The organism is Mesorhizobium sp. M1428 (assembly GCF_040317515.1).
Taxonomy (GTDB): domain Bacteria; phylum Pseudomonadota; class Alphaproteobacteria; order Rhizobiales; family Rhizobiaceae; genus Mesorhizobium.
The window spans coordinates 304,591-326,922 of record NZ_JAMYKT010000004.1; the positions used below are offsets into that span (position 1 = coordinate 304,591).

Genomic DNA, 22,332 nt, shown 5'->3' on the forward strand with positions numbered 1-22,332 from the left:
AGCAAATCCGCGGGCAGCTCGCCTTCCTGCACATGTCCGACGCGCGGCCGCATAGCTTCAAGTGCAGCGTGCCCAGACCAGACGGAACACAGTCATGAAACTTACCCTCTCCTGGCTCAAGGATCATCTCGAGACCGACGCCTCGCTGGCGGAAATCGTCGAGCGTCTCACCTCGATCGGCCTCGAGGTCGAGCATGTCGACGACCGGGCGAGCCTGGCCCCCTTCGTCATCGCCAAGGTGCTGACGGCGGTCCAGCATCCCGACGCCGACCGGCTGCGCGTGCTGACCGTCGACACAGGCGACGGCAAGCCGCCTGTGCAGGTTGTGTGTGGAGCGCCGAACGCCCGCGCCGGCCTGATCGGCGCCTTTGCAGCACCGGGCACCTATATTCCCGGCATCGACGTGACGCTGACCGTCGGCAAGATCCGCGGCGTTGAAAGCCACGGCATGATGTGCTCCGAGCGCGAGCTCGAGCTGTCCGAAGAGCATGACGGCATCATCGACCTGCCGGCCGATGCGCCGGTCGGCACCAGTTTCGCCGCCTATGCCCATCTCGACGACCCGCTGATCGAGATCAATCTTACGCCGAACCGGCCGGATGCCACCAGTGTCCATGGCATCGCCCGCGATCTGGCGGCGAGCGGGCTCGGCACGCTGAAGAGCGCGCCGATAGAGCCGATCTCCGGCAAGGGCGAGACGCCGATAAAGGTGACGATCGAAGCGCCGGAGCTCTGTCCCGGCTTTGCGCTGCGCCTGGTGCGCGGCGTCAAGAACGGCCCGTCGCCGAAATGGCTGCAGCAACGGCTTCTCGCCATCGGCTTGAGGCCGATCAGCGCGCTCGTCGACATCACCAATTACGTCACCTTCGACCGCGGCCGGCCGCTGCATGTTTTTGACGCTGCGAAGGTCACCGGCAATCTCACCGTGCGCCGGGCGCGAGACGGCGAAAAGGTGCTGGCGCTCGACGGCCGCGAATACACGCTGACGCCGGAGATGTGCGTGATCGCCGACCAGGACGGCATCGAATCGATCGCCGGTATTATGGGCGGCGAGCATTCCGGCTGCGACGAGAACACCACCGACGTGCTGATCGAGTCGGCGCTTTGGGACCCGATCGCCACCGCCCGGACCGGCCGCACGCTCGGCATCATCACCGATGCACGCTATCGGTTCGAGCGCGGCGTCGACCCGGAAATGATGGTTCCCGGCCTGGAGCTGGCGACGAAGCTGGTGCTCGATTTCTGCGGTGGCACGCCGACGCAAACCGAAGTCGTCGGCTATACCGGCCATCGGCCGAAGATCGTCTCGTTCCCATTGTCGGAAGTGAAGCGGCTGACCGGTATCGAAGTGCCGCACTCGACGAGCCTCGACATTCTAGCCCGCCTCGGCTTCAAGCCGGAGGGCGCCGGCGATGTCGTCAATGTGGCAGTCCCGTCCTGGCGGCCGGATGTCGACGGCAAGGCCGACCTGGTCGAGGAGGTCATGCGCATCCACGGCGTCGACAATATCGCGCCGCAGCCGCTCGGCAGCCACGACGCGGTCAACGCCAAGATCCTGACCGTGCTGCAGATCCGCACCCGTGCCGCCAAGCGGGCACTTGCCGTGCGCGGCATGATGGAGGCCGTCACCTGGTCGTTCATTCCGGCAAAACACGCCGAATTGTTCGGCGGCGGCCAGCAGGCGCTGAAGCTTGCCAACCCGATCGCCGCCGACATGTCGGACATGCGGCCGTCGCTGCTGCCGGGGCTGATCGCGGCAGCGCAACGCAATGCCGACAAGGGCATCGGTGATGTCGCGCTGTTCGAAGTGTCGGGCACTTACGAGGGCGACGGCGCCGACCAGCAGCGACGTGTTGCCGCCGGCGTGCGGCGCGGCACCGCCAAGCTCGAGGGCTTCGGCCGCCATTGGGCCGGCAACGCCGGCGCCGTCGGCGTGTTCGATGCCAAGGCCGATGCGATCGCCGCACTCGAAGCCTGCGGCGCGCCCGTCGAGCGGCTGCAGATCGAGGCCGGCGGCCCGGCCTGGTATCATCCCGGCCGCTCCGGCACGATCAAGCTTGGGCCGAAGGTCGTGCTCGGCACCTTCGGCGAATTCCACCCGAAGACGCTGGAAGGGCTGGACGTCTCCGGCCCGCTCTGCGGCTTCGAAGTATTCATCGATGCGGTGCCCGAGCCGAAGGCCAAGCCGACTCGGACAAAGCCGAGACTGGATCTGTCCGCCTTCCAGGCGGTCAAGCGCGACTTCGCCTTCGTCGTCGACAAGGCGGTCGAAGCCGGCACACTCGTTCGCGCCGCCCTTGCCGCCGACCGAAAGCTGATTTCCGGCGTCTCGGTGTTCGACGTCTTCGAAGGTGCCGCACTTGGGGCGGCGAAGAAATCGATCGCCATCGAGGTGTCGATCCAGCCGGTCGAAAAGACGCTGACCGACGAGGATTTCGAGGCGCTGGCCAAGCGCATCGTCGAGAATGTCGGCAAGCAGACCGGCGGTGTGCTGCGCGGCTGAGCTTGCGGACACATGGCGAATCGCCCTCCAAAGGGCGATGAACCATTTGCGCTATTCGGGGCTGCCCTTTGAGGAACAGCGTGCAGCCTTTCTCGATATCGTCTCAACCGATCCGCTGGTCGGCGAGACGCTGAAGCGGGCACGGGAGCTAGGCCTACCCGAGTGGCTGGTCGTGTCCGGCGCGCTCTACAACAGCGTCTGGAATTATCTGACCGGAAACCCGTCGGGGTACGGCATCCGGGATGTCGACCTGTTTTATTTCGATGAGAGCGATCTGTCATATGAAGCCGAGGACACAGTCATCCGCCGTGCGGCGGAGCATTTCGAAGGGCTGAAGCTGCCGGTCGAGGTGCGCAATCAGGCGCGGGTGCATCTGTGGTTTGAGGCGCGCTTTGGCGGTTCCTATCCCAGGCTGTCGTCGTCCGCCGAGGCGCTTTTCTATTTCGCGTCGAAAACCCATGCGGTCGGCGTTAGATTCGGCACAGATGGGCAACTCGCGCTCGTGGCGCCGTTCGGGCTCGACGACATCTTCTCGTTTCGCATTACCCCGAACCGGGCACTGGACAATCGGCAGACGCACGAGACGAAGGGCGCTCGCGCAAGGGAGAACTGGCCGGAGATCAGTGTCGTGCCCTGGTAGAATGTCGGCGCGAGGCACCCCCCTCTGCCCTGCCGGGCATCTCCCCCTCAAGGGGGGAGATCGGATGTCGCCTCTGCTTTCGCTAATCACCGGCGCCGGAAGGGCGGGCAGCGCGCTGGAACTGCCAATCTCCCCCCTTGAGGGGGAGATGTCCGGCAGGACAGAGGGGGGTGCCTCGCGTCGAGGTCTAGTCAAAAAGGGTGCCGAAACGCCCCGTTTCGACTACTGTGCCGTTCACCCGTTGACCAACGCCAACAGCTCTTCGGTGTAGCGCTTGCCGACCACCTTCTCCGGCGACAGGGCGTCGCCAATAGATGCCACTTCGGCCTGGCTCAGCACGATATCGGCTGCCGCCGTATTCTGCTCCAGATGGCGGATTTTTCGCGCACCAGGGATCGGCACAATGAAGTCGCCCTGATGCAGCACCCAGGCGAGCGCCAGCTGCGCCGGCGTCACGCCCTTCTCGGCGGCCATCTTTTCCAGCACGGCGACGACCGCCGCATTGGCCGCCATGGCGTCGGCCTGGAAGCGCGGCAACCCGCGGCGCCAGTCGTCGGCGCCGAGAACATCGGGCTTGGCGATTGTGCCGGTCAGCAGACCGCGGCCAAGCGGGCTATAGGGGACAAAGCCGATGCCGAGCTCGCGGCAGACGGCAAACACTTCTTCTTCCGGATCGCGGGTCCACAGCGAATATTCGCTCTGCACGGCGGCGATCGGATGCACCGCATGCGCCCGGCGGATGGTCGCCGCACTCGCCTCCGACAGGCCGAGCGCCCGCACCTTGCCCTCGCGCACCAGCTCGGCCATGGCGCCGACCGTATCCTCGATCGGCACGTTGGGGTCGACGCGGTGCTGGTAGTAGAGGTCGATCACTTCGGTATCCAGCCGCTTCAGCGACGCTTCGGCAACCGCCTTGACATGTTCGGGGCGGCTGTCGACGCCGGCCATGCGCTCCATGCCGCTGCCTTCTTCGAGGATCTTGAAGCCGAATTTGGTTGCGATCGTCACCTTGTCACGCACCGGCTTCAGCGCCTTGCCGACCAGGATCTCGTTCTCGTAGGGGCCATAGACTTCGGCCGTGTCGAAGAAATTGACGCCGATCTCGACGGCGTGGCGCAGCGTGGCGATCGCGTCTGCCTCCGGCTGGCCGCCATAGGCAAAGCTCATCCCCATGCAGCCGAGGCCGACCGGGTAGACGTCGAGTTCATTGCCAAGCTTGCGGGTTTGCATCACCTGTCTCCTTGTTGTGATGGTTGTGATGGTTGTGATGCCGCAGAGATAGCCTCTTGCGCTGCGTTCGATAATCGGCTCTCATCTGCACGGGCTGTTCCAAGAAATAGATCAATGAAGCGAACCCATCTTTCACAGCTCGCTGTGCTGGCAACTGTCGCCCAATGCGGCAGTTTTCGCGGTGCCGCCAAGGAGCTGGCAATCGCGCCATCCGCGGTCAGCCATGCCGTTTCCAGCCTCGAAGCCCGCCTCGGCGTCCGTCTTCTGGCGCGCAGCACGCGCAGCGTCGCCCCGACCGAGGAAGGCGCGCAGCTGCTCGAGCGTCTCAGGCCGGCGCTGTCGGAGATCGACCTGGCGCTGGAATCGGCGATCGAGGCGCGCGACCGGCCGGCCGGCAATCTGAGGCTCAACGTGCCGCGCACCGCGGCCCATCTGACGCTGACGCCTCGACTCGGCGCCTTTGCCGCGGCCTATCCGGACATCGTGCTGGAGATCGTCATCGAGGACCGCTTCACCGATGTCGTCGAAGGCGGCTTCGACGCCGGCGTGCGGCTGGACGAGAGCCTGCAGCGCGACATGATCGCGGTGCGTATCGGGCCGAATCTCCGCGGCGCCGTGGTCGGCGCGCCATCCTATTTCGAGACCAGGCCCAGGCCGATCCATCCGCACGACCTTGCCGGCCACCGCTGCATCCGTTTCCGCTTCTCCAGCGGCATTCTCTACCGCTGGGAATTCGAGAAAAACGGCGAAGAGATCGAGATAGCGGTGCAAGGGCCGCTGATCCTCGACGAGGACCATCTGATTGCCAACGCCGCGGTTGACGGCGCCGGGCTCGCCTTCGTGTTCGAGGACTATGTCCGCGACGCGCTCGCCACCGGGAAGCTCGTTCGCGTGCTGGAGGACTGGTGCCCGCCCTTCGACGGCTTCTTCGTCTATTACCCCAGCCGCCGCCAGATGCGGCCGGCACTCAGGGCCTTTGTCGATTTCTTCGGGGTGAGTACATAGGGGCACCGTCGGAACAGCGGCGGGCAATCTCTTCAGGCTGAATGCTCATCTCACGGCCGTTGCGGCGCCGGCGCCGGCAATTATTCGTCTCCAAACACAAGTGGAACCGCCTTTCTGGCCTGGAAGAAACCAGACCTGGCATTCGTTCACCGACCATGTCTACACTGCCCAAAAACCAAACGGCCGGCTACGGCTGGACGGCGATCATCCTTCACTGGCTGATCGCGGCGCTCTTTATCGGCCAGTTCGTGCTCGGCTTCGTCATGGTGCGGCTGTCCAGCCAGCGCACCGCCTTCGAGCTGATCCAGCTGCATAAATCCTTCGGCTTTCTGCTGCTTGGGCTGGTCATCCTGCGCATCGCCTGGCGCCTAGGCAGACCGGCCCCGCCGCTGCCGCGCTCGGTCGGGCCGTTCGAGCGCCGGATGGCGCCGCTGGTCCATCTCGCGCTTTATGCGTTTCAGCTCGCTCTGCCGCTGTCCGGCTGGGCGCTGGTCTCGGTCTCGGTGCTGGAGATCCCGAGCGTGCCGTTCAATCTGTTCGTCATGCCCAATCTGCCGCTTGGCGAATCGGACACGGCAGAAAGCTTCTGGGCAGCGACGCACTGGTATCTCGCCTATGCCGGCATCGGACTTGTCGCTTTGCATCTCGCCGCAGCGCTGCGCCACCATTTCTGGCTGAGGGATACCGTGCTGACGCGCATGATCACGGCTTCGTCAGATCGCGACACGGAATAGAGCGGACGGCTCATTCGTTGATGGGGCGAGGACGCAAGAAAGCGTTGCCTACCAAGAGGACCATTTCCATGTACGCGCGCATCTTCGGATTTGCGGCCGCCGCCGCTTGTTTTGCCATGCCTGTTTTCGCCGCCGTTGCCCTCGGCGACGCGGCCGGCAGCTACACCATCAGCCCGGGGAGTTCCAGCATCCACTTCTCGATCGGCAAGCTCGGCGGCGGCGGGCTCGACGGTGCTTTCTCCCGCTTCAAGGGCAGTATCCTCATCGACAACAGCGATGTCGGCCGGTCCCAGGTCAATTTCACCATCTTCCCCGAAAGCGTCGGTACCGGCCAAAGTCGCATCGACGCCTTTCTTCGCTCGGACGCGGTTTTCGACGCAGCCAACAATCCGGAGATCCAGTTCCGTTCGACCAGCGTCAAACGCACCGGCGACACGTCGGCCCTTGTCACCGGCCGGCTGACGGCGCGCGGCAAGACGTTTCAGGAAAAGTTCACGGCCGAGCTTGGCGGCCTCAAGGCGGGCACGATAAAATTCCACGTCACCGGCAAGGTGCTGCGGTCACGCTACGGCATGGATGTCGGCACGCCGATCTATTCCAACGTCGTCGACTTCGACATGACGCTGACGGGTAGAAGGGGATAGTCTTTGCGGAACTCAGGTTCCGCGAGGGCAGCGCCGACATCCGACAAGCCGCAGACGATCGCCCTGTTCGCCGCCACGCTCCCGCATTGGCTTTTCTCCTGAATTAGGGCAAACCTCCAGGCCTGCAATCGAGAGGAGAAATCTGATGTTCCGATGGGGTGTTTTGTCGACGGCCAAGATCGGCCGCGAGCAGCTTTTGCCGGCAATCGGCGAGGCGGAGAACGGCGTGCTGTCGGCGATTGCCAGCCGTGATCTGTCGAAAGCCCGGGCGCTGGGCGAACGCTTCGGTGCGCGCCACGCTTTCGGCTCCTATGAGGAACTGCTCGCCTCCAGCGACATCGACGGCGTCTACATTCCGCTGCCGACCTCGCAGCATGTCGAATGGACGGCCAAGGCGATCGAGGCCGGCAAGCATGTTCTGGTCGAAAAGCCACTGGCGCTCGATGCCAGGGACATTCCGCCGCTGATCAAGCTGCGCGATGCCAGGAAGGTGCTGGTCTGCGAAGCCTTCATGGTCGTCTATCATCCGCAATGGATCAAGGTGCGCGAGCTGATCGCCAACGGCGCCATCGGCCGGCTGCGCCATGTCCAGGGCGCGTTCTCCTATTACAATGTCGACCCCAACAACATGCGCAACAAGCTCGATCTCGGCGGCGGCGCGCTGCCCGACATCGGTGTCTACCCGACGGTGTCGACGCGCTTTTCGACAGGCAAGGAGCCGCTGCGCGTCCAGGCGACGATCGAGCGCGACAAGACATTCGGCACCGACATCTATTCCTCGATCCGTGCCGATTTCGGCGATTTCGAGCTGTCCTTCTACCTGTCGACGCAGATGGCGGCACGCCAGGTGATGGTCTTCCACGGCGAGAAGGGCTTCATCGAGGTGTTCTCGCCGTTCAACGCCGGGCTCTACGACCATCACCGCGTCGAGCTGCACAACCAGAACCACAGCGGGGCGCAGGTGTTCCGCTTTCCCGGCACGCAACAGTACCGGCTCGAGGTCGAGGCCTTCGCACGGGCGGCGCAGGGCGGCAAGGATCGCGTCTTCACCCTGGAAGAATCGGTGCTCAACCAGAAGATCATCGATGCCATCTTCCGCGCCGGCGAGAAGGAAGGCTGGGAGGCAGTCTAGGCCGGCCATGATCCCAAAAAGTGGGGGACCGGTTTTTGGACGAGATCATGGTCAAATAGATGCCCGACGACGCGGATGTGATCATTGTCGGCGCCGGCATTGCCGGCCTTGTCGCGGCGGCCGAACTGACTGCGGCCGGCAAGAAGACCATCATCGTCGAGCAGGAGCCGGAACAGTCGCTTGGCGGTCAGGCATTCTGGTCGCTCGGCGGCATCTTCCTCGTCGATTCGCCCGAACAGCGGCGTATGCGCATCCGCGATTCGTATGAGCTGGCGCTCGAGGACTGGCTGGGCACCGCAGCCTTCGATCGCACGGAAGATCTCTGGCCGCGCCGCTGGGCCGAGGCCTATGTCGGCTTCGCCGCCGGCGAGAAGCGCTCCTGGCTCATGCAGCGCGGCCTTAAATTCTTTCCGGTAGTCGGCTGGGCCGAACGCGGCGGCGGCAATGCCGTCGGCCACGGCAATTCGGTTCCGCGCTTCCATGTCACCTGGGGCACCGGCCCCGGCGTCCTCGAGCCGTTCGTGCAGCGCGTGCGCGAGGCCGAGAAGCGCGGATTGATCCGGTTCAAATTCCGTCACCGGGTCAACGAATTGACCCGGACGGGCGGCGTCGTCGACGGCGTGCGCGGCGACCTATTGGCGGCGAGCGATTCCGAGCGCGGCCGCAAGAGCTCGCGCGAGATCACCGGCGATTTCGAGCTGAAGGCGCAGGCCGTCATCGTCGCCTCCGGCGGCATCGGCGCCGATCACCAGCTGGTCCGGGAGAATTGGCCGCAGCGGCTGGGTGCGCCGCCGAAACGCATGATCACCGGCGTTCCCGACCATGTCGACGGCCGCATGCTGGCGATCGCCGAGGCTGCCGGCGGCAGGCTCATCAACCGCGACCGCATGTGGCACTATGTCGAGGGCGTCAGGAACTGGGCACCGATCTGGACCGATCATGCGATCCGCATCCTGCCCGGCCCGTCATCGCTGTGGCTCGATGCGCGCGGCAAGCGCCTGCCGGTGCCGCTTTATCCCGGCTTCGACACGTTGGCCACGCTCAGCCACATCATGAGCACCGGCTTCGATCATTCCTGGTTCATCCTGACCAAAAAGATCATCCGGAAGGAGTTCGCGCTGTCGGGCTCCGAGCAGAACCCGGATTTGACGGGGAAGAGCTGGCGCCAGGTGCTTGGCCGTGCCACCAGCGGCGTGCCCGGGCCGGTCAAGGCGTTCATGGAGAAGGGCGAGGATTTCATCGTCGAGCCCGAACTGCCGGCGCTGGTCGCCCGCATGAACGCAATGGCCGGCGGCGAGCCGCTGCTCGAATTGCGCCAAGTCGAGCGCGAAATCCGCGCCCGCGACCGGCAGCTCGACAATCCGTTCTCCAAGGACATGCAGATTACTGAGCTGCGCGGCGCGCGAGCCTATCTCGGCGACCGGCTGATCCGCACCGCAAGGCCGCACAAGCTGCTCGACCCCGCCAATGGCCCGTTGATCGCCGTCAGGCTCAGCATCCTGACCCGCAAGACGCTCGGCGGGCTTGAGACGGACCTCGACAGCCGCGTGCTGGGCCCCGGCGGCCAACCGGTCGAGGGGTTGTACGCGGCGGGCGAAGCCGCCGGTTTCGGCGGCGGCGGCATGCACGGCTATGCAGCGCTCGAAGGTACGTTTCTCGGCGGCTGCATCTTTTCCGGCCGCAGTGCCGGACGGGCAGCGGCGCGAGCGGTGGGGTGAAACAAAGTCGACCGCAACGCGCTTTAGGCGAAGGGCTGCAAATTGACGTCCTGAAGCTTGGAGCCGGCAAGCAAAGCCTCGAGCACCTGCTTTTTGAGAAACAGGCACTGCGAACGGGCAAGTTTGACGATGCCGGAAACGTCGCCTGCTTCGCAGGCAAGAACCAGTTCCTTTTGCTGGGCGATGATCAACTGGGTGAAATCGCGCGACTTGAACCCGAGGTGGAGAACCCGCGCCGACTGGTCGAGTATCTGGTCCAGCAGATGCGCCAGCCGTAGATTTCCCGAGAGCTCCGCAAAGGCCAGACGAAAGGCACGATCGGCCGCAAGGAAGGCGACGTGGCTGCGCAGCGTCTCCGGTTTCAGCACCTTTTTCGCTGCCAGCCCGATGTCCTCGAGCCCGCGCTCGGTCATGTTCGATGCTGCCACCCTGAACACTTCCGGCTCGATCAAGCCGCGGACATCGAAGATCTCGTTGACGTCCCGCAGGCTGAGCGTCGCAACGACGTAGCCACGGCGCGGCTCGCTCCTGACCAGACCTTCCTGCATCAGGCGGGCCAACGCCGCGCGGATGGTCGCCTTTTTGATCTGGTATCGATCGCCGATCTGTTTCTCGGTCAGCGCTTCACCGGGGCGCAGCACGCAGGCAATGATGTCGTTCCTCAGCTGCTCATATGCCTGTTCCCTGCGAAGGACGTCGGCGGCTGACAGTGCTGTCGCCTCGACCGTGGCCGGCCTTGCCGGTTCGGCGGTCAACTTCGTCGTTTTCATATTCTGTCCGTCTGGCTGTCCCGTTGACGCTGGCATCGGCATTCGCTAGCCTGAGCATCTCAGATTGATAATCTGATCATCTCAGGGAGGATAACTGATATGCCTTTGCCCGCCAACTCGCCTCTCTACGCCGTTGCCGACGATATCGTCAATGCCGCGAAGGGGCCAGATCCCCTCGAAGCGGTAAGGACGGTCCTGGGCGACTACACCAACCGTTTTCACGCATCGGGAACACTCGCTCACGAAGAAGAAGACGACGAGGTTCTTCTGCATGCGAGCCCGAACCTGACGATCTATCACATCACGCTGTCGCCCGGCCTGCAGTACCCGCCCCACAACCACCTGATGGATGCCTTGATCGGCATCTACAAGGGAAGCGAGACGAACTTCATCTATCCCGTTGCCGGCAGCGAACTCGATGTTCCCGAAAGGCAGGACATCGCAGCGCCTGCCGTGGTGCACATGGCGTCAAATACCGTGCATGCGGTTGCGAATACCGGCAGCGCGCGATCAGGTGCGCTGCATGTCTACCTCGGCGATCTCACACGAACCCACCGGCAGCTGTGGAGCCCGGATAGCAACCAGGCCGAACCGTTTGACAATGACCGCTATCTGGCCGGCGCTCGGCCCATTCAGCAGTCCGGGCGGGAATGAGCGCAGGGCGTCGCGGGCGGCGAAATTGGCCGTGATCAGCGAACCCGTCGGAATCGCGTCACACTTGTCACTCTCGCCAATCCGCTATCGCCCCTATCCTATCTCACGACCAAGCAAGACGTCGCGCCGATGCGGCGACAAACCAGCAAGGGAGATGCACAATGACGGCACATCAGAATGGCACAGGCGAGCAGACGACGCGGCTCGCGATGAAGACACCACCGGTCGTTTCGCCCGACGCGTGGGAAGCCGCGCGCCAGCAGCTGCTCGTGAAGGAGAAGGCCGTGACCCGGGCTCGCGACGCCTTGGCCGCCGAGCGCCGGCGGATGCCGTGGATGGCGGTGGAGAAGACCTATACGTTCGAAGGGCCCGACGGAAAGGTGAGCCTGCTCGACCTGTTCGAGGACCGCCGTCAGCTGATCGTCTACCGCGCCTTCTTCGAGCCCGGCGTATTCGGCTGGCCCGATCACGCTTGCCGCGGCTGCTCGCTGGGGGCGGACCAGGTTGGCAACCTCGCCCATCTGAACGCCCGCGACACCACGCTTGCCTACGCCTCGCGCGCACCGCAGGCCGACATTGCGCGGCTGAAGGCGCGGATGGACTGGAAGATGCCCTGGTACACCATCACCGACAGCTTCGATGCCGACTTCGGCGTTGACGAGTGGCACGGCCATAACGTGTTCATCCGCGACGATGATCGCGTGTTCCGCACCTACTTCATCAACAACCGCGGCGACGAGGCGATGGGGACCGTATGGAGCTATCTCGACCTGTCGCCGCTCGGCCGGCAGGAGGTTTGGGAAGATTCGCCCGAGGGCTATCCGCAGACGCCGACGTACAAGTGGTGGAACTGGCACGACAATTACGGCGCCGAAGCCGTTCCCGACAAAAAGTGGGTCGAGGTGTCGGACGCCGGAGAGGCGGCGTTCCGGAACCGCACTGAATAGAACGTCTTTAGCGTCGCGGAAATACGGCTAGGACAAACGGAGGAGCGGGATGCACGGTTCAATTCGACCGCATCCCGCTCACTACCAGGGACGACGGACATGAGCGAGATTCATGCAGGCGGATCCGCCGGCGATCCGAGCCCGGCCGGCCATGGCGTAGCCGATTGGCTGTCCTTTGCGGCCGCGCCGACCTTCGCAACCATGGCGCTGCTGACGCTTCTCGGCGGCGCGCCGGATATGATGTGCTCGACCGGGCAAGAGGTGTCACCGCTGGGCGGCATGGTCCCGATGTACCTGCTGATGAGCGGCTTTCATTTAGGACCTTGGCTGAAGCAGGTTTCCGGCCGGCGACGCCGCCGCAAATAGAGCTGTACCGGCCGACAAAGGCCCGTTCTGGTCGGGAAGGCATCCCTCACCAGATCCACTCGCCCCTTCCCAAAACCGCTACCGCATCGACAATCCGGGTAAAGCTCGAGCGGGCGCGGCCGACAGTGTGTCTGGCGCGCAAATAGCCATGCACCAGTCCCGGCTCCTCGAACCACCAGGCCCGCCCGCCTGCAGCAACGATGCAGTCGCGATAGGCTTCGCCGTCCGACGACAGCGGGTCGCATTCGGCGGTGATCACGACGGCAGGTGGCAGATTGGCAAAGTCGGCGTCGGCGAGCGGCGACAAGGTGAGATCGCCGGTCCGGTCCTCGCCACCGGTCCTGATGTCCTTGTAGAAAACGAGGTCGCGCACGTTAAGCATCGGCGCTTCCGCGTGGGTGACGTAGGAGCCTGTGGAGCTGTCGCCGCCAAGGCCGGGATAGACCAGCATCTGGCCGATCGGCTTGCGCGCATGGCCGCGCGTCGCGTGGCTGACGGACGCGGTGAGATTACCGCCGGCACTGTCGCCGCACAGCAGGATAGGCCGTTCGTAAGTGGTCGACGCCCATTCGAAGGCGCAGATGGCATCGTCGAAGGCGGCCGGATGAAGGTGTTCCGGCGCCAGCCGGTAGTCGACCGAAACCACTTCGTAGCCAGTGCGGCTGCAAAGCTCGGCGCAGAGGTCGTCATGGCTGTCGAGCCCGCCGAGCATAAAACCGCCGCCATGGAAATAAAGCACCATCGCCGCCGTTTCCGGCGCCGGGGCGCGGTAGATGCGAATTGGAACCCGATGCCATGGCGTGGCAATGGCGGTGGTTTCCGCCGTGACGCCTTGGGGATAGCCGGCAAAGAACTCGCGGCACATCCGGTTATAGATCTCGCGCTGCTCGGCGATGGTGTAGTCGATCGTATCGGGCGGATAATAGGAGTTGGTCCGCTCGATGAAAGCCCAGGTCTCGGCGTCAATGAGGGTTTTGTAGTCGGTCATGGGCGCTGAATGGGCTGCCAAGGTTGAGCCTGGACACCCCCCTCTGTCCTGCCGGACATCTCCCCCGCAAGGGGGGAGATTGGTAGCTTTGCCGACGGCGTACGTCTTGCAACATCGGCGATTGGCGAAAGCGAGGGCGACATCCAATCTCCCCCCTTGCGGGGGAGATGGCCGGCAGGCCAGAGGGGGGTGCGACGGAACGCCATCATCTCGGCAGTGTCATTTCCCCTTCCACACCGGATCGCGTTTTTCGGCAAAGGCGCGAAAACCCTCGAGATTGTCCTCCGAGCCGTAGAGTGCGTCAACCGTCGGCAGTTGCCGGCGCGTCACCCGGTTCATGGCGTCCTGGAAGGTCAGCGATTCTGCGACCCGCGCCGTTTCCTTGATCGCGGCGAAGACCAGCGGCGGGCCGCTGGCGAGCAGCCGGGCGATCTCCCAGACGCGGTCCTCCAGCCTGTCCTTGGGCAGCACCTCGTTGACCAGGCCCCAGCGATGCGCCTCGGCGACGTCCATCCAGCGGCCGGTGAGCAAAAGGTCCATGGCGACATGATAGGGGATGCGCTTCGGCAGCTTGATCGTCGCCGCATCGGCTAGCGTGCCGGCGCGGATTTCGGGCAGGGCGAAGGAGGAGTGATCCGACGCATAGATGAGGTCGCAGGACAGCGCCAGCTCGAAGCCGCCGCCGACAGCCATGCCGTTGACGCAGGCGATCACCGGCTTGTTGAGATCGCGCAGTTCCTGCAAGCCGCCGAAGCCGCCGACGCCATAGTCGCCGTCGACCGCGTCGCCACCGGCCGCGGCCTTCAGGTCCCAGCCGGCGCAGAAGAACTTGTCGCCGGCGGTCTTGACGATAGCGACGCGCAGGTCGGGATCGTCGCGGAACGTCTTGAACGTCTCGCCCATCAGCCGCGACGTCTTCAGGTCGATGGCGTTGGCCTTAGGCCGGTCGAGCGTCACTTCGAGGATCGTGCCCTCGCGGCGGGTGGTGATGATTTCAGCCATTCTTCTTGTCTCCAAGCACCAGCAGCGCATCGGCGATCCAGGCGCCCTTGCCCTCGGTGCAGACGATCAGCGGATTGATGTCGAGCTCCTCGATTTCGCCCGCGTTTTGCTGCACGAAAGCGGCAATGCCCGATATCGCATCGATTGCCGCCGCGACATCGGCCTTCGGCCGACCGCGATAACCGTCGAGCAGCGGGAACAATTTCAGCCCGCGCAAAGCGGCCTCAATATCGTCGCGGGTCGCCGGCAGCATCAGCGTGACGCTGTCGCGCAACAGCTCGACCAGCACGCCGCCGGTGCCGAGCGTCATCACCGCGCCGAACATCGGGTCGCGGGTGAAGCCGACCAGCAGCTCGGCGACGCCGTCGCGCACCATGCGCTCGACATAAAGGCCGGTGCCGAGCGGGCCGAGATCATGGGCGGCGGTGCTGACGGATTCGGCATCCCTGAGGTTGAGCCGGACCGCATCGAGCTCGGATTTGTGGATGACGCCAAGGGCCTTCAGCGCCACCGGGAAGCCGAGCGCCATCGAGGAGATGACAGCTTCGACCGCATTGCCGGCGCGCTCGCCCTTCGGCACGGAAAGCCCGGCCTCGATGAGCCGCGCTTTCGCCTCCGCCTCGTCCGGCGTGACATGGTCGCCGGCCGGCGCGCCGGCCGCCGAGGTGTCGATCGGCTGCGCCTGCGGCTCGCGCCAGGCCCAGCCGATGAAGGCCGCCGCCTGGGCGGCGTCCATGGCTTCGGAGATGCCGAACAGCGGCACCATGCCCCGCGCCATCAGGCCGGCCGTGTATTCCTCGGGCAGGTTCTCCGGCAGCGAGGAGACGATCGCGCCTTGCGCGCTATTGGTCTTCAGTGCCGCTTCGAAGGCGCGCAGCGTCGCCCACCAGTCGGTGTCCGAACAGCGGTCGGGGCGCGGGAAATCGAGCACCAGCATGTTGAGGTCGAAGCCGCCCGACACCATGGCGGTAAAGGTGGCGGTCATCGCCGGCTCGTTGTTCCAGATGAAGGTGTGATAGTCGAGCGGGTTGGCCACTGCGACCAGCGGCCCGAGCGTCGATTTGACATGCGCGCGGTGCTCGGCGGTGAATGGCGGAAACATCACCCAGCGGCCTTCGGCGCTGTCGGCCATCACCGACGCCTCACCGCCCGAACAGCTCATCGACGACAGCCGGTAGCCGGGCAGGGGACCGGTGACGTGCAGCAGCTTCAGCGCTTCGATGAAGGCCGGGATGGAATCGATGCGGGCGATGCCGAGCCGCTTCAGAAAGGCGCCGGACGCCGCGTCCGAGCCGGCCAGCGACGCGGTATGGGAAACGGTCGCCTGCCGCGCCTGCTCGGAGCGGCCAACCTTCATGGCGATGACAGGCTTCTTCAGTTCGCGCGCCCGCGCCGCCAGCCTTTCGAAGCCGGCTACCGAATCGAAGGCCTCGATATGCAGGCCGAGCGCGGTGACGCGGTCGTCCTCGATCAGGCCGAGCGCCATTTCCGAAAGCCCGGTCTGCGCCTGGTTGCCGGCGGTCATCAGAAAGGCGATCGGCAGGCCGCGTTTCTGCATCGTCATGTTGATGGCGATGTTCGACGACTGGGTGATGATGGCGACGCCGTGACCGCCTTCTGGCAGCCTGATGCCGCCATGCTGGTCGGGCCACAAAAGCGCGCCGTCGGCATAATTAATCAGCCCGTAGCAGTTCGGCCCGATGATCGGCATTTGGCCCGCCGCCGCGACCAGCTCGGCCTGCAGCCGCTCGCCGTCCTCGTCATAGGCCTCGGTTTCGAGGAAGCCGGCGGCGAAGCAGACCGCACCGCCGGCGCCGCGCTCGGCCAGCGCCTTGACCACTTCGATGGTCAAATGCCGGTTGACGCCGATGAAAGCGGCATCCGGCGCACCGGGCAATTCGGCCACCGAGCGATAGGCCTTGCGGCCGGCGACCTCGGCCTTGGTCGGATGCACCGGCCAGATCTCGCCGGCAAAGCCCATCTTGATCGACTGCGCGACGACGGCGGCGGCCTGCGCGCCACCGAAGACGGCGATTGTCCGCGGGCGCAAAAGGCGCTCAAGTTTGTGCATAGTTCAGCCCCCCAACGGGCGCAGCAGCGCCCGCGAGATGATGTGGCGCTGGATTTCCGAGGTGCCCTCCCAGATGCGCTCGACGCGGGCGTCGCGCCAGATGCGTTCCAGCGGCAAATCGTCCATCAGCCCCATGCCGCCATGGATCTGGATCGCCTCGTCGGCGACGAAGGCAAGCATTTCGGTGGCCTTCAGCTTGGCCATGGCCATGTCCTGGTCGGTGACGGTGCCCTGATCGTACTTCCAGCCGGCTTCGAACACCATCAGGTCGGCGGCCTTCAGCTCGGTCGCCATGTCGGCGAGCTTGAACGACACGCCCTGGAACTTGCCGATCGGCTGGCCGAACTGCTGGCGCTGCGCGGCGTATTCGATGGCGTGGCCAAGCGCCCGCTCGGCGCGGCCGAGGCAGGTGGCGCCGACCTGCAGGCGCGTTGCGCCGAGCCATGAATTGGCAACATCGAAGCCCTTGTGGACCTCGCCCAGAACCTGAGTGGCCGGCAACCGGCAATCGTCGAATTCGAGGATGGCATTGGTATAGCCACGATGCGAGACGTTGCGGTAGCCGTCGCGCACGCTGAAACCCTTGGTGCCCTTGTCGACGAAGAAGGCGGTGATCTTCTTGCGTTTGCCACGCGAAGATTCTTCCTCCCCCGAGGCCATGAAGACGATGGCGAAATCGGCAATGTCGGCGTGGCTTATGAAATGCTTGGTGCCGTTCAGCACCCAGTCGTCGCCGTCTTGCACGGCGGTTGCCTTCATGCCGCGCAAATCGGAACCGGCGCCTGGCTCGGTCATTGCCAGGCAATCCCACTTCTCGCCGCGAATGCAGGGAAACAGATATTTTTCGCGCTGCTCCGGCGTGCCGGCGAGAAGGATGTTCGAAGGCCGCGCAACGCAAGTCCAATGCAGCGCGTAGTTGGCGCGGCCGAGCTCCTTCTCGTAAAGGAGCCAGGTCACCGTATCGAGCCCGGCGCCGCCGACATCGGCCGGCATGTTGGCGGCATAGAGGCCGGCTTCGATCGCCTTGGCCTTGATCTCCTCGATCAGCTCGCGGCGCAGCACGCCGGTACGCTCGACCTCGCGCTCATGCGGGTAAAGCTCGTTCTCGACGAATGCCCGCGTCGTCTCGACGATGAGCTTCTGCTCCTCCGAAAGACCAAAATCCATGGTCTCAGCCTTTCTTCTTTTTCTTCGGCTTTTCAGCCTTGGCCTTTTCGGCCGCCTTGGAGGCAACGGGCTTCTTCGCCGCAAGTTTGGCCAGCTGCCTGGTGTAGTCCTTATGCAGGGCGCCGGCACCCCAGCCTTTGCCTTTGTTCTGCTTCGACAGTGCCTCCATGATGGCGACCAGATTGTCGTCGCGGATCTTTTCGAGCTCGCGGATCGACAGACCGTGCGCCTGGTCGTCCGACTGGGTCGCGATCAGCTCGACCAGCTCGTCGTTGAACTCCGGCACATCCATCAGCTTGGTCCACGGCCATTTCAGGCACGGGCCGAACTGCGCCATGAAGTGGCGCATGCCGGCCTCGCCGCCGGCGACGCGATAGACCTGGAACATGCCCATCTGGGCCCAGCGCAGGCCGAAGCCATAGCGCATGATGTCGTCAAGCTCCTCGACCGTGCAGATTCCGTCCTTGACCAGCCACAGCGCCTCGCGCCAGGCCGCTTCGAGCAGGCGGTCGCCGACGAAGGCCTCGATCTCCTTGCGGATCACCACCGGTTTCATGCCGATCGAGGCATACATCTCCTTGGCGACTTCGATCGCCTCGGGAAAGGTCTGTTCGCCGCCGACGATTTCGACCAGCGGCAGGAGATAGACGGGGTTGAACGGATGGCCGACGACCAACCGTTCCGGGTGCTTCTTCATCGCCACCTGCATGTCGGTCGGCTTGATGCCGGAAGTGGAGGAGCCGACAATGGAGTTGGCCGGCGCATAGAGGTCGATCTCGGCCAGCACGCGGTGCTTGAGGTCGAGCCGCTCCGGCACGCTTTCCTGGATGAAGTCGGCATCGGCCACCGCCTCGGCGATCGTCTTGGCGAAGGTGAGCTTGCCCTCTTTCGGCAGGCCGCCGGGCAGCATCTGCTTGTAGGCGCGTCGCGCTCCCTTCATCACCTCGCCGACCTTGCGTGACGCCTCGGGGTCGGGATCGAAGATCGATACCTCGATGCCGTTGAGCAGCAGCCGCGCCACCCAGCCGGCGCCGATGACGCCGCCGCCGATGGCGGCCGCCTTGTTGATGATGCTCATGCGGAGGCTCCGGTTCTTGTGCTGGCTGTTGCGGGGTCGGTGAGGGCGACACGCTCGCCGGCACGGATCACGGACGCGTCATAGGCCTTGCGCGCGAACACTTCGAGCACGAAGGGCCGGAAGAAATCGATCGGCAATGTCTCGTAGTCGGGATCGAAGCTCGACTGGTCCCAGCGTTCGCAAAACTCATCGCAATCGTCGAAGTAGATGTGCCCGGCGAAACGGTCGCGGGCGTGCGGATTGCCGCCGAGGTGATGGGCGTAATAGAGACGCTGGAAGTCGCCGTGCTTCTCCACCACCCAGGTGCATTGCTCGCGCACAAAAGGCTTCAGGATCGACGCCCCATACTCGTCGTGATTATAGGGTGCATAGATGTCGCCGATATCGTGCAGCAGCGCGCAGGCAATCCAGTCGGTGTCGGCGCCGTCGCGCCATGCCCGTGTTGCCGCCTGCAGCGAATGGCCGAGCCGGGTGATCTTGTAGCCCGACAGCCCTTCGTCGAGCTGGACCAGCGCGTCGAGCAACCGCTCGCCGGTCTTTGCCGCATAGTCGATCTCGTGCTCGGTGAGGAAGGCGTAATCCTCGCGGTCGCCGTCCTTCATGGCGGTGAATTTCACGGTCTTCATCGGCGGCTCCTCCCAACCGATTCCCTGTTCAAAGCGGTGCGTGCTTCGTCAGGTTCAGCTTCTTGCGGACTTCGTCCGGGCCGATGACCCTGGCGCCCATATTCGACACGATGCTGACCGCCCGCTCGACTAGCTGAGCATTGGTCGCCAGCACGCCCTTGTCGAGCCAGAGATTATCCTCCAACCCGACGCGGACATTGCCGCCGGCTAGCACCGCGGCCGCGACATAGGCCATCTGGTTGCGGCCGATGGCAAAGGCCGACCAGTTCCAGGTTGGCGGCACATTGTTGACCATCGCCATGAAAGTGTTGAGGTCGTCCGGCGCTCCCCACGGCACGCCCATGCACAATTGCACCAGCGCGTCCGGCTTCAGCACTTCTTCCTCGACCAATTGCTTGGCGAACCACAGATGCCCGGTGTCGAAGGCCTCGATCTCCGGCTTGACGCCGAGCGCCGTCATCATGCCGCCCATGGCGCGCAGCATGCCGGGCGTGTTGGTCATGACATAGTCGGCCTCGGCGAAATTCATGGTGCCGCAGTCGAGCGTGCAGATTTCCGGCAGGCACTGGCGCACATGCTCCATGCGGTTGCTGGCACCGCCCATATCCGTGCCTTTTTCGTTCAGCGGCAGCGGCTTTTCCGGCGGGCCGAACACCATGTCGCCGCCCATGCCGGCGGTCAGGTTCAAAACGACATCGACGTCCGCCGCGCGGATGCGCTCGGTTACTTCGCGATAGAGATGCACGTCGCGCCTAGGCTTGCCGGTCTCGGGATCGCGCACATGGCAGTGGACGATCGCAGCCCCTACCTTTGCTGCCTCGATGGCCGAATCGGCGATCTGCTTGGGCGAACGCGGCAGATGCGGGCTGCGGTCCTGCGAACTGCCGGACCCGGTTACGGCACAGGTAATGAAGACCTCACGGTTCATCGCAAGCGGCATCGGACTCTCTCCCAATAGAACGTAGGGCAAGAATGCCTGACTTGCCGGAAACTGTTTTGCGTTTTACGAAGATCGTGTGACGAAAAACGAAAAACCGACGATCTTTCGGGCTGAGCGTTTGCCGCTCAAGGTAACGCTGCTGGTATTCTCCGGCTCGTCGATCATGTGCGTCGCCTCCGCCGTCGATCCGTTGCGCGCCGCCAACCGTATTGCCGGTGAGACGCTGTTCGATTTCAAGCTGGTCTCGGTGACAGGCGAAGCGCCGGTCACCACATGCGGCCTGCCGGTGGCGGTCAGCGGCCGCTTCGATGCGGCTGACGCAACCGACATGCTGGTCGTCGTCGCCGGTTTCGGCACGCAAAACTACGCCACATCGGCCCTGCTGTCCGGACTGCGGCGGGCGGCGCGCACGGCACGTGCCTGCGGCGGCGTCGAGGCGGGTACGTGGCTGGTGGCGCGCGCGGGCTTGCTGGAAGGGCGCAGCGCCACCACCCACTGGGAGGACATGGAGGATTTCTCTTCGGCCTTTCCCGGCGTCGACGTGCGCCCCGACCGCTACGTCATCGATGGCCCGGTGTTCACCACAGGCGGCGCCTCGCCGACCTTCGACCTGATGCTGCATCTGATTCGCACGCGGCTCGGTATGGCCGTCGCGCTCGATGTCGCGAGCGTCTTCATCTACGACCAGGCGCGCGCCGCGACCGACGCGCAGCCGCTGGTCTCACTCGGCCGTCTTGACGGCTACGATCCCAGGCTGGCGCAAGCCATCCGGCTGATGGAAGCGCATGTCGACCAGCCGCTGACCATCACCGCGGTGGCAAAGCGCGCCGGGGTGACGGCACGGACGCTGGAAAGCATCTTTCGCAAGTCGATCGGCGAAACACCCGGCGCTTACTACCTCAGGCTGCGCCTCGGCGCCGCGCGCCGGCTGGTGGTCGATACGCGCATCGCCATGGCGGACATTGCCGGGCGAACGGGGTTTTCGTCCGCCGCGGCATTTTCCAGAGCGTTTTCAAGAGCGTTCGGCGAAGCGCCGGTCAGGCTGCGCCAGAGGTAGGGTGGATCAGGCAGCGTCCTGGCGGTCGCTGTTGCCGTCGATCTGCGAGCGCATCTGTCTCGCAAGATGGGTCTCGAAGCGGCTGGCGACCGCGCGATCCCATTCGTTTGCACTCAGCGCACCTTGCTTCGGGTGCGGCAGCGCCATCAGCCGGTCGATGATCGATCCGGCCTCGCCAGATGAGAGCAGGGCGTCGATTTCGCGTTCGTGCTGCATATCGTTTCGCCTCCTTCTTTCTGTTCCCGCCACGAACCACACTATAGGAGGTTCGTGACGGCTGTTTGAAGGCAAGAGCGAGGCGATTGATGGGCGATGCCGGGCAAAGTTTTGTCCGCCGCCGCGCATCTTGGGCACGATCGTTCCGGCAGGTCAGGCAGTGCTTCAGCCAAGCCGCATCGACAGTTCAACATCCTCGCCGAACGGCGTGGACATGTAGCCACTCCCGGTCGAGCGCACCCGCTCGAGGTATTCGGGGCAAAGATCGGCGTTGTCGGCAACGACGAAGGCGCCCGGCCTGAGGCGGCTTTCAACCAGACTCAAGATCTCGGGATAGAGCGCTTTGGCGCCGTCGAGCAGAAGCAGGTCGACCGTTTCGGGAAGATCGACGCTTAATGTTTGCAGCGCGTCACCTTCGCAGATTTCCACCATGTCAATGAGACCGCCTGCTGTCAGATTACGCCTCGCACGCGCCACCTTGGACGGCTCGAACTCGCTCGTGATCAGGCGGCCGCCGCCATTGTCCCGCAAGGCTGCGGCAAGGTGCAGGGTCGAAATGCCGAACGAGGTTCCAAATTCGACAATCGTCCGTGCGCCGCTGCCTCGTGCCAGCATGTAGAGCAGCGTGCCGGTCTCTCGCGAAACGGGAAGCCAGAGATCCTTTAGCCGCCCATAGAGCTCGACGTATTCGGTCTTGCTTCGAACCAGGCGCATCCGCTCCTCGGCGGAGAGTTCCGCCACTGCAGGGCTCGTTGCCGCAGCGGCTTCCTCGAACAGGCGGTCCAGCAGGGGTGCGAGCGGCTTTGTCGTCAGTGTGGTCATATCGGTCTCCAGTCAAAATTGA

22 protein-coding genes are annotated in these 22,332 nt (G+C 64.5%); 11 read left to right on the plus strand and 11 right to left on the minus strand.

Annotated features, from left to right (window positions below):
- The first annotated feature begins 94 nt into the window (after positions 1-94).
- Together pheT and NKG60_RS08615 are read left to right on the plus strand one after the other, a co-directional pair.
- Positions 95-2,503 (plus strand): phenylalanine--tRNA ligase subunit beta, encoded by a 2,409-nt coding sequence (pheT, locus tag NKG60_RS08610; protein WP_352863027.1) that lies wholly within the window; start codon positions 95-97, stop codon positions 2,501-2,503.
- 37 nt (positions 2,504-2,540) lie between these two features.
- Positions 2,541-3,143, plus strand: a complete 603-nt coding sequence (locus NKG60_RS08615; protein WP_352663436.1) for a nucleotidyltransferase family protein — start codon at positions 2,541-2,543, stop codon at positions 3,141-3,143.
- A 234-nt stretch (positions 3,144-3,377) separates the two neighbouring features.
- Here NKG60_RS08615 and NKG60_RS08620 read toward each other — a convergent pair whose 3' ends face one another.
- Positions 3,378-4,373 (minus strand): aldo/keto reductase, encoded by a 996-nt coding sequence (locus NKG60_RS08620; RefSeq protein WP_352863028.1) that lies wholly within the window; start codon positions 4,371-4,373, stop codon positions 3,378-3,380.
- Positions 4,374-4,487: 114 nt separating this feature from the next.
- Between NKG60_RS08620 and NKG60_RS08625 the strand changes: the two genes are divergently transcribed.
- The 5 genes from NKG60_RS08625 (at position 4,488) to NKG60_RS08645 (ending at position 9,606) form a co-directional block, all read left to right on the plus strand.
- Positions 4,488-5,378: a LysR family transcriptional regulator gene (locus tag NKG60_RS08625; RefSeq protein WP_352974818.1), complete on the plus strand. Its 891-nt coding sequence runs from the start codon at positions 4,488-4,490 to the stop codon at positions 5,376-5,378.
- A gap of 155 nt (positions 5,379-5,533) precedes the next feature.
- The gene (locus NKG60_RS08630; protein ID WP_352863030.1) at positions 5,534-6,112 is read left to right on the plus strand and encodes a cytochrome b; all 579 of its coding nucleotides are present in this window, start codon (positions 5,534-5,536) and stop codon (positions 6,110-6,112) included.
- A 68-nt stretch (positions 6,113-6,180) separates the two neighbouring features.
- Positions 6,181-6,756, plus strand: coding sequence for a YceI family protein (locus NKG60_RS08635; RefSeq protein ID WP_352863031.1), 576 nt, complete (start codon positions 6,181-6,183; stop codon positions 6,754-6,756).
- Positions 6,757-6,901: 145 nt separating this feature from the next.
- Entirely contained in the window at positions 6,902-7,888 is a 987-nt protein-coding gene (locus NKG60_RS08640; protein WP_352863032.1) for a Gfo/Idh/MocA family protein, read from the plus strand.
- A 59-nt stretch (positions 7,889-7,947) separates the two neighbouring features.
- Entirely contained in the window at positions 7,948-9,606 is a 1,659-nt protein-coding gene (locus NKG60_RS08645) for an FAD-binding dehydrogenase (protein ID WP_352863033.1), read from the plus strand.
- 23 nt (positions 9,607-9,629) lie between these two features.
- Here NKG60_RS08645 and NKG60_RS08650 read toward each other — a convergent pair whose 3' ends face one another.
- Entirely contained in the window at positions 9,630-10,376 is a 747-nt protein-coding gene (locus NKG60_RS08650; protein ID WP_352974821.1) for a GntR family transcriptional regulator, read from the minus strand.
- Between the two features lie 99 nt (positions 10,377-10,475).
- Here NKG60_RS08650 and NKG60_RS08655 point away from each other — a divergent pair, with 99 nt between their 5' ends.
- The 3 genes from NKG60_RS08655 to NKG60_RS08665 all read left to right on the plus strand — a co-directional run bounded on the left by NKG60_RS08655 (position 10,476) and on the right by NKG60_RS08665 (position 12,343).
- Positions 10,476-11,030 carry an autotransporter gene (locus tag NKG60_RS08655; protein ID WP_352863037.1) on the plus strand — a complete coding sequence of 185 codons (555 nt, stop codon included), beginning with the start codon at positions 10,476-10,478 and terminating at the stop codon, positions 11,028-11,030.
- A 161-nt stretch (positions 11,031-11,191) separates the two neighbouring features.
- Positions 11,192-11,977 carry a DUF899 domain-containing protein gene (locus NKG60_RS08660; RefSeq protein ID WP_352863039.1) on the plus strand — a complete coding sequence of 262 codons (786 nt, stop codon included), beginning with the start codon at positions 11,192-11,194 and terminating at the stop codon, positions 11,975-11,977.
- 99 nt (positions 11,978-12,076) lie between these two features.
- Positions 12,077-12,343 (plus strand): hypothetical protein, encoded by a 267-nt coding sequence (locus NKG60_RS08665; RefSeq protein ID WP_352863041.1) that lies wholly within the window; start codon positions 12,077-12,079, stop codon positions 12,341-12,343.
- A 46-nt stretch (positions 12,344-12,389) separates the two neighbouring features.
- Here NKG60_RS08665 and NKG60_RS08670 read toward each other — a convergent pair whose 3' ends face one another.
- The 7 genes from NKG60_RS08670 to bcoG form a co-directional block, all read right to left on the minus strand.
- Positions 12,390-13,331: an alpha/beta hydrolase gene (locus tag NKG60_RS08670; protein ID WP_352974823.1), complete on the minus strand. Its 942-nt coding sequence runs from the start codon at positions 13,329-13,331 to the stop codon at positions 12,390-12,392.
- A gap of 219 nt (positions 13,332-13,550) precedes the next feature.
- A complete protein-coding gene (locus NKG60_RS08675) occupies positions 13,551-14,333 on the minus strand; it encodes a carnitinyl-CoA dehydratase (RefSeq protein WP_352863045.1) in 783 nt (260 codons plus the stop codon).
- The gene (locus tag NKG60_RS08680; protein ID WP_352863047.1) at positions 14,326-16,404 is read right to left on the minus strand and encodes an acetate--CoA ligase family protein; all 2,079 of its coding nucleotides are present in this window, start codon (positions 16,402-16,404) and stop codon (positions 14,326-14,328) included. Before NKG60_RS08680 ends, NKG60_RS08675 begins: the two co-directional genes overlap by 8 nt.
- Before the next feature lie 3 nt (positions 16,405-16,407).
- A complete protein-coding gene (locus NKG60_RS08685; RefSeq protein WP_352863049.1) occupies positions 16,408-17,571 on the minus strand; it encodes an acyl-CoA dehydrogenase family protein in 1,164 nt (387 codons plus the stop codon).
- A gap of 4 nt (positions 17,572-17,575) precedes the next feature.
- A complete protein-coding gene (locus NKG60_RS08690) occupies positions 17,576-18,649 on the minus strand; it encodes a 3-hydroxyacyl-CoA dehydrogenase NAD-binding domain-containing protein (RefSeq protein ID WP_352863051.1) in 1,074 nt (357 codons plus the stop codon).
- A complete protein-coding gene (locus NKG60_RS08695) occupies positions 18,646-19,275 on the minus strand; it encodes an HD domain-containing protein (RefSeq protein WP_352863053.1) in 630 nt (209 codons plus the stop codon). The genes NKG60_RS08690 and NKG60_RS08695 overlap by 4 nt, the downstream gene beginning before the upstream one ends.
- Before the next feature lie 28 nt (positions 19,276-19,303).
- Positions 19,304-20,215 carry a 3-dehydrocarnitine:acetyl-CoA trimethylamine transferase BcoG gene (bcoG, locus tag NKG60_RS08700; RefSeq protein WP_352863055.1) on the minus strand — a complete coding sequence of 304 codons (912 nt, stop codon included), beginning with the start codon at positions 20,213-20,215 and terminating at the stop codon, positions 19,304-19,306.
- A 76-nt stretch (positions 20,216-20,291) separates the two neighbouring features.
- On the opposite strand from bcoG, the gene NKG60_RS08705 reads away from it, so the two are divergent.
- Entirely contained in the window at positions 20,292-21,272 is a 981-nt protein-coding gene (locus NKG60_RS08705; RefSeq protein ID WP_352663405.1) for a GlxA family transcriptional regulator, read from the plus strand.
- 6 nt (positions 21,273-21,278) lie between these two features.
- Here NKG60_RS08705 and NKG60_RS08710 read toward each other — a convergent pair whose 3' ends face one another.
- Together NKG60_RS08710 and NKG60_RS08715 are read right to left on the minus strand one after the other, a co-directional pair.
- Positions 21,279-21,488, minus strand: coding sequence for a hypothetical protein (locus NKG60_RS08710; protein WP_254815980.1), 210 nt, complete (start codon positions 21,486-21,488; stop codon positions 21,279-21,281).
- 165 nt (positions 21,489-21,653) lie between these two features.
- On the minus strand, positions 21,654-22,310 hold the full coding sequence (locus NKG60_RS08715) for an O-methyltransferase (protein ID WP_352974828.1): 657 nt from the start codon (positions 22,308-22,310) through the stop codon (positions 21,654-21,656).
- Positions 22,311-22,332: the final 22 nt, after the last annotated feature.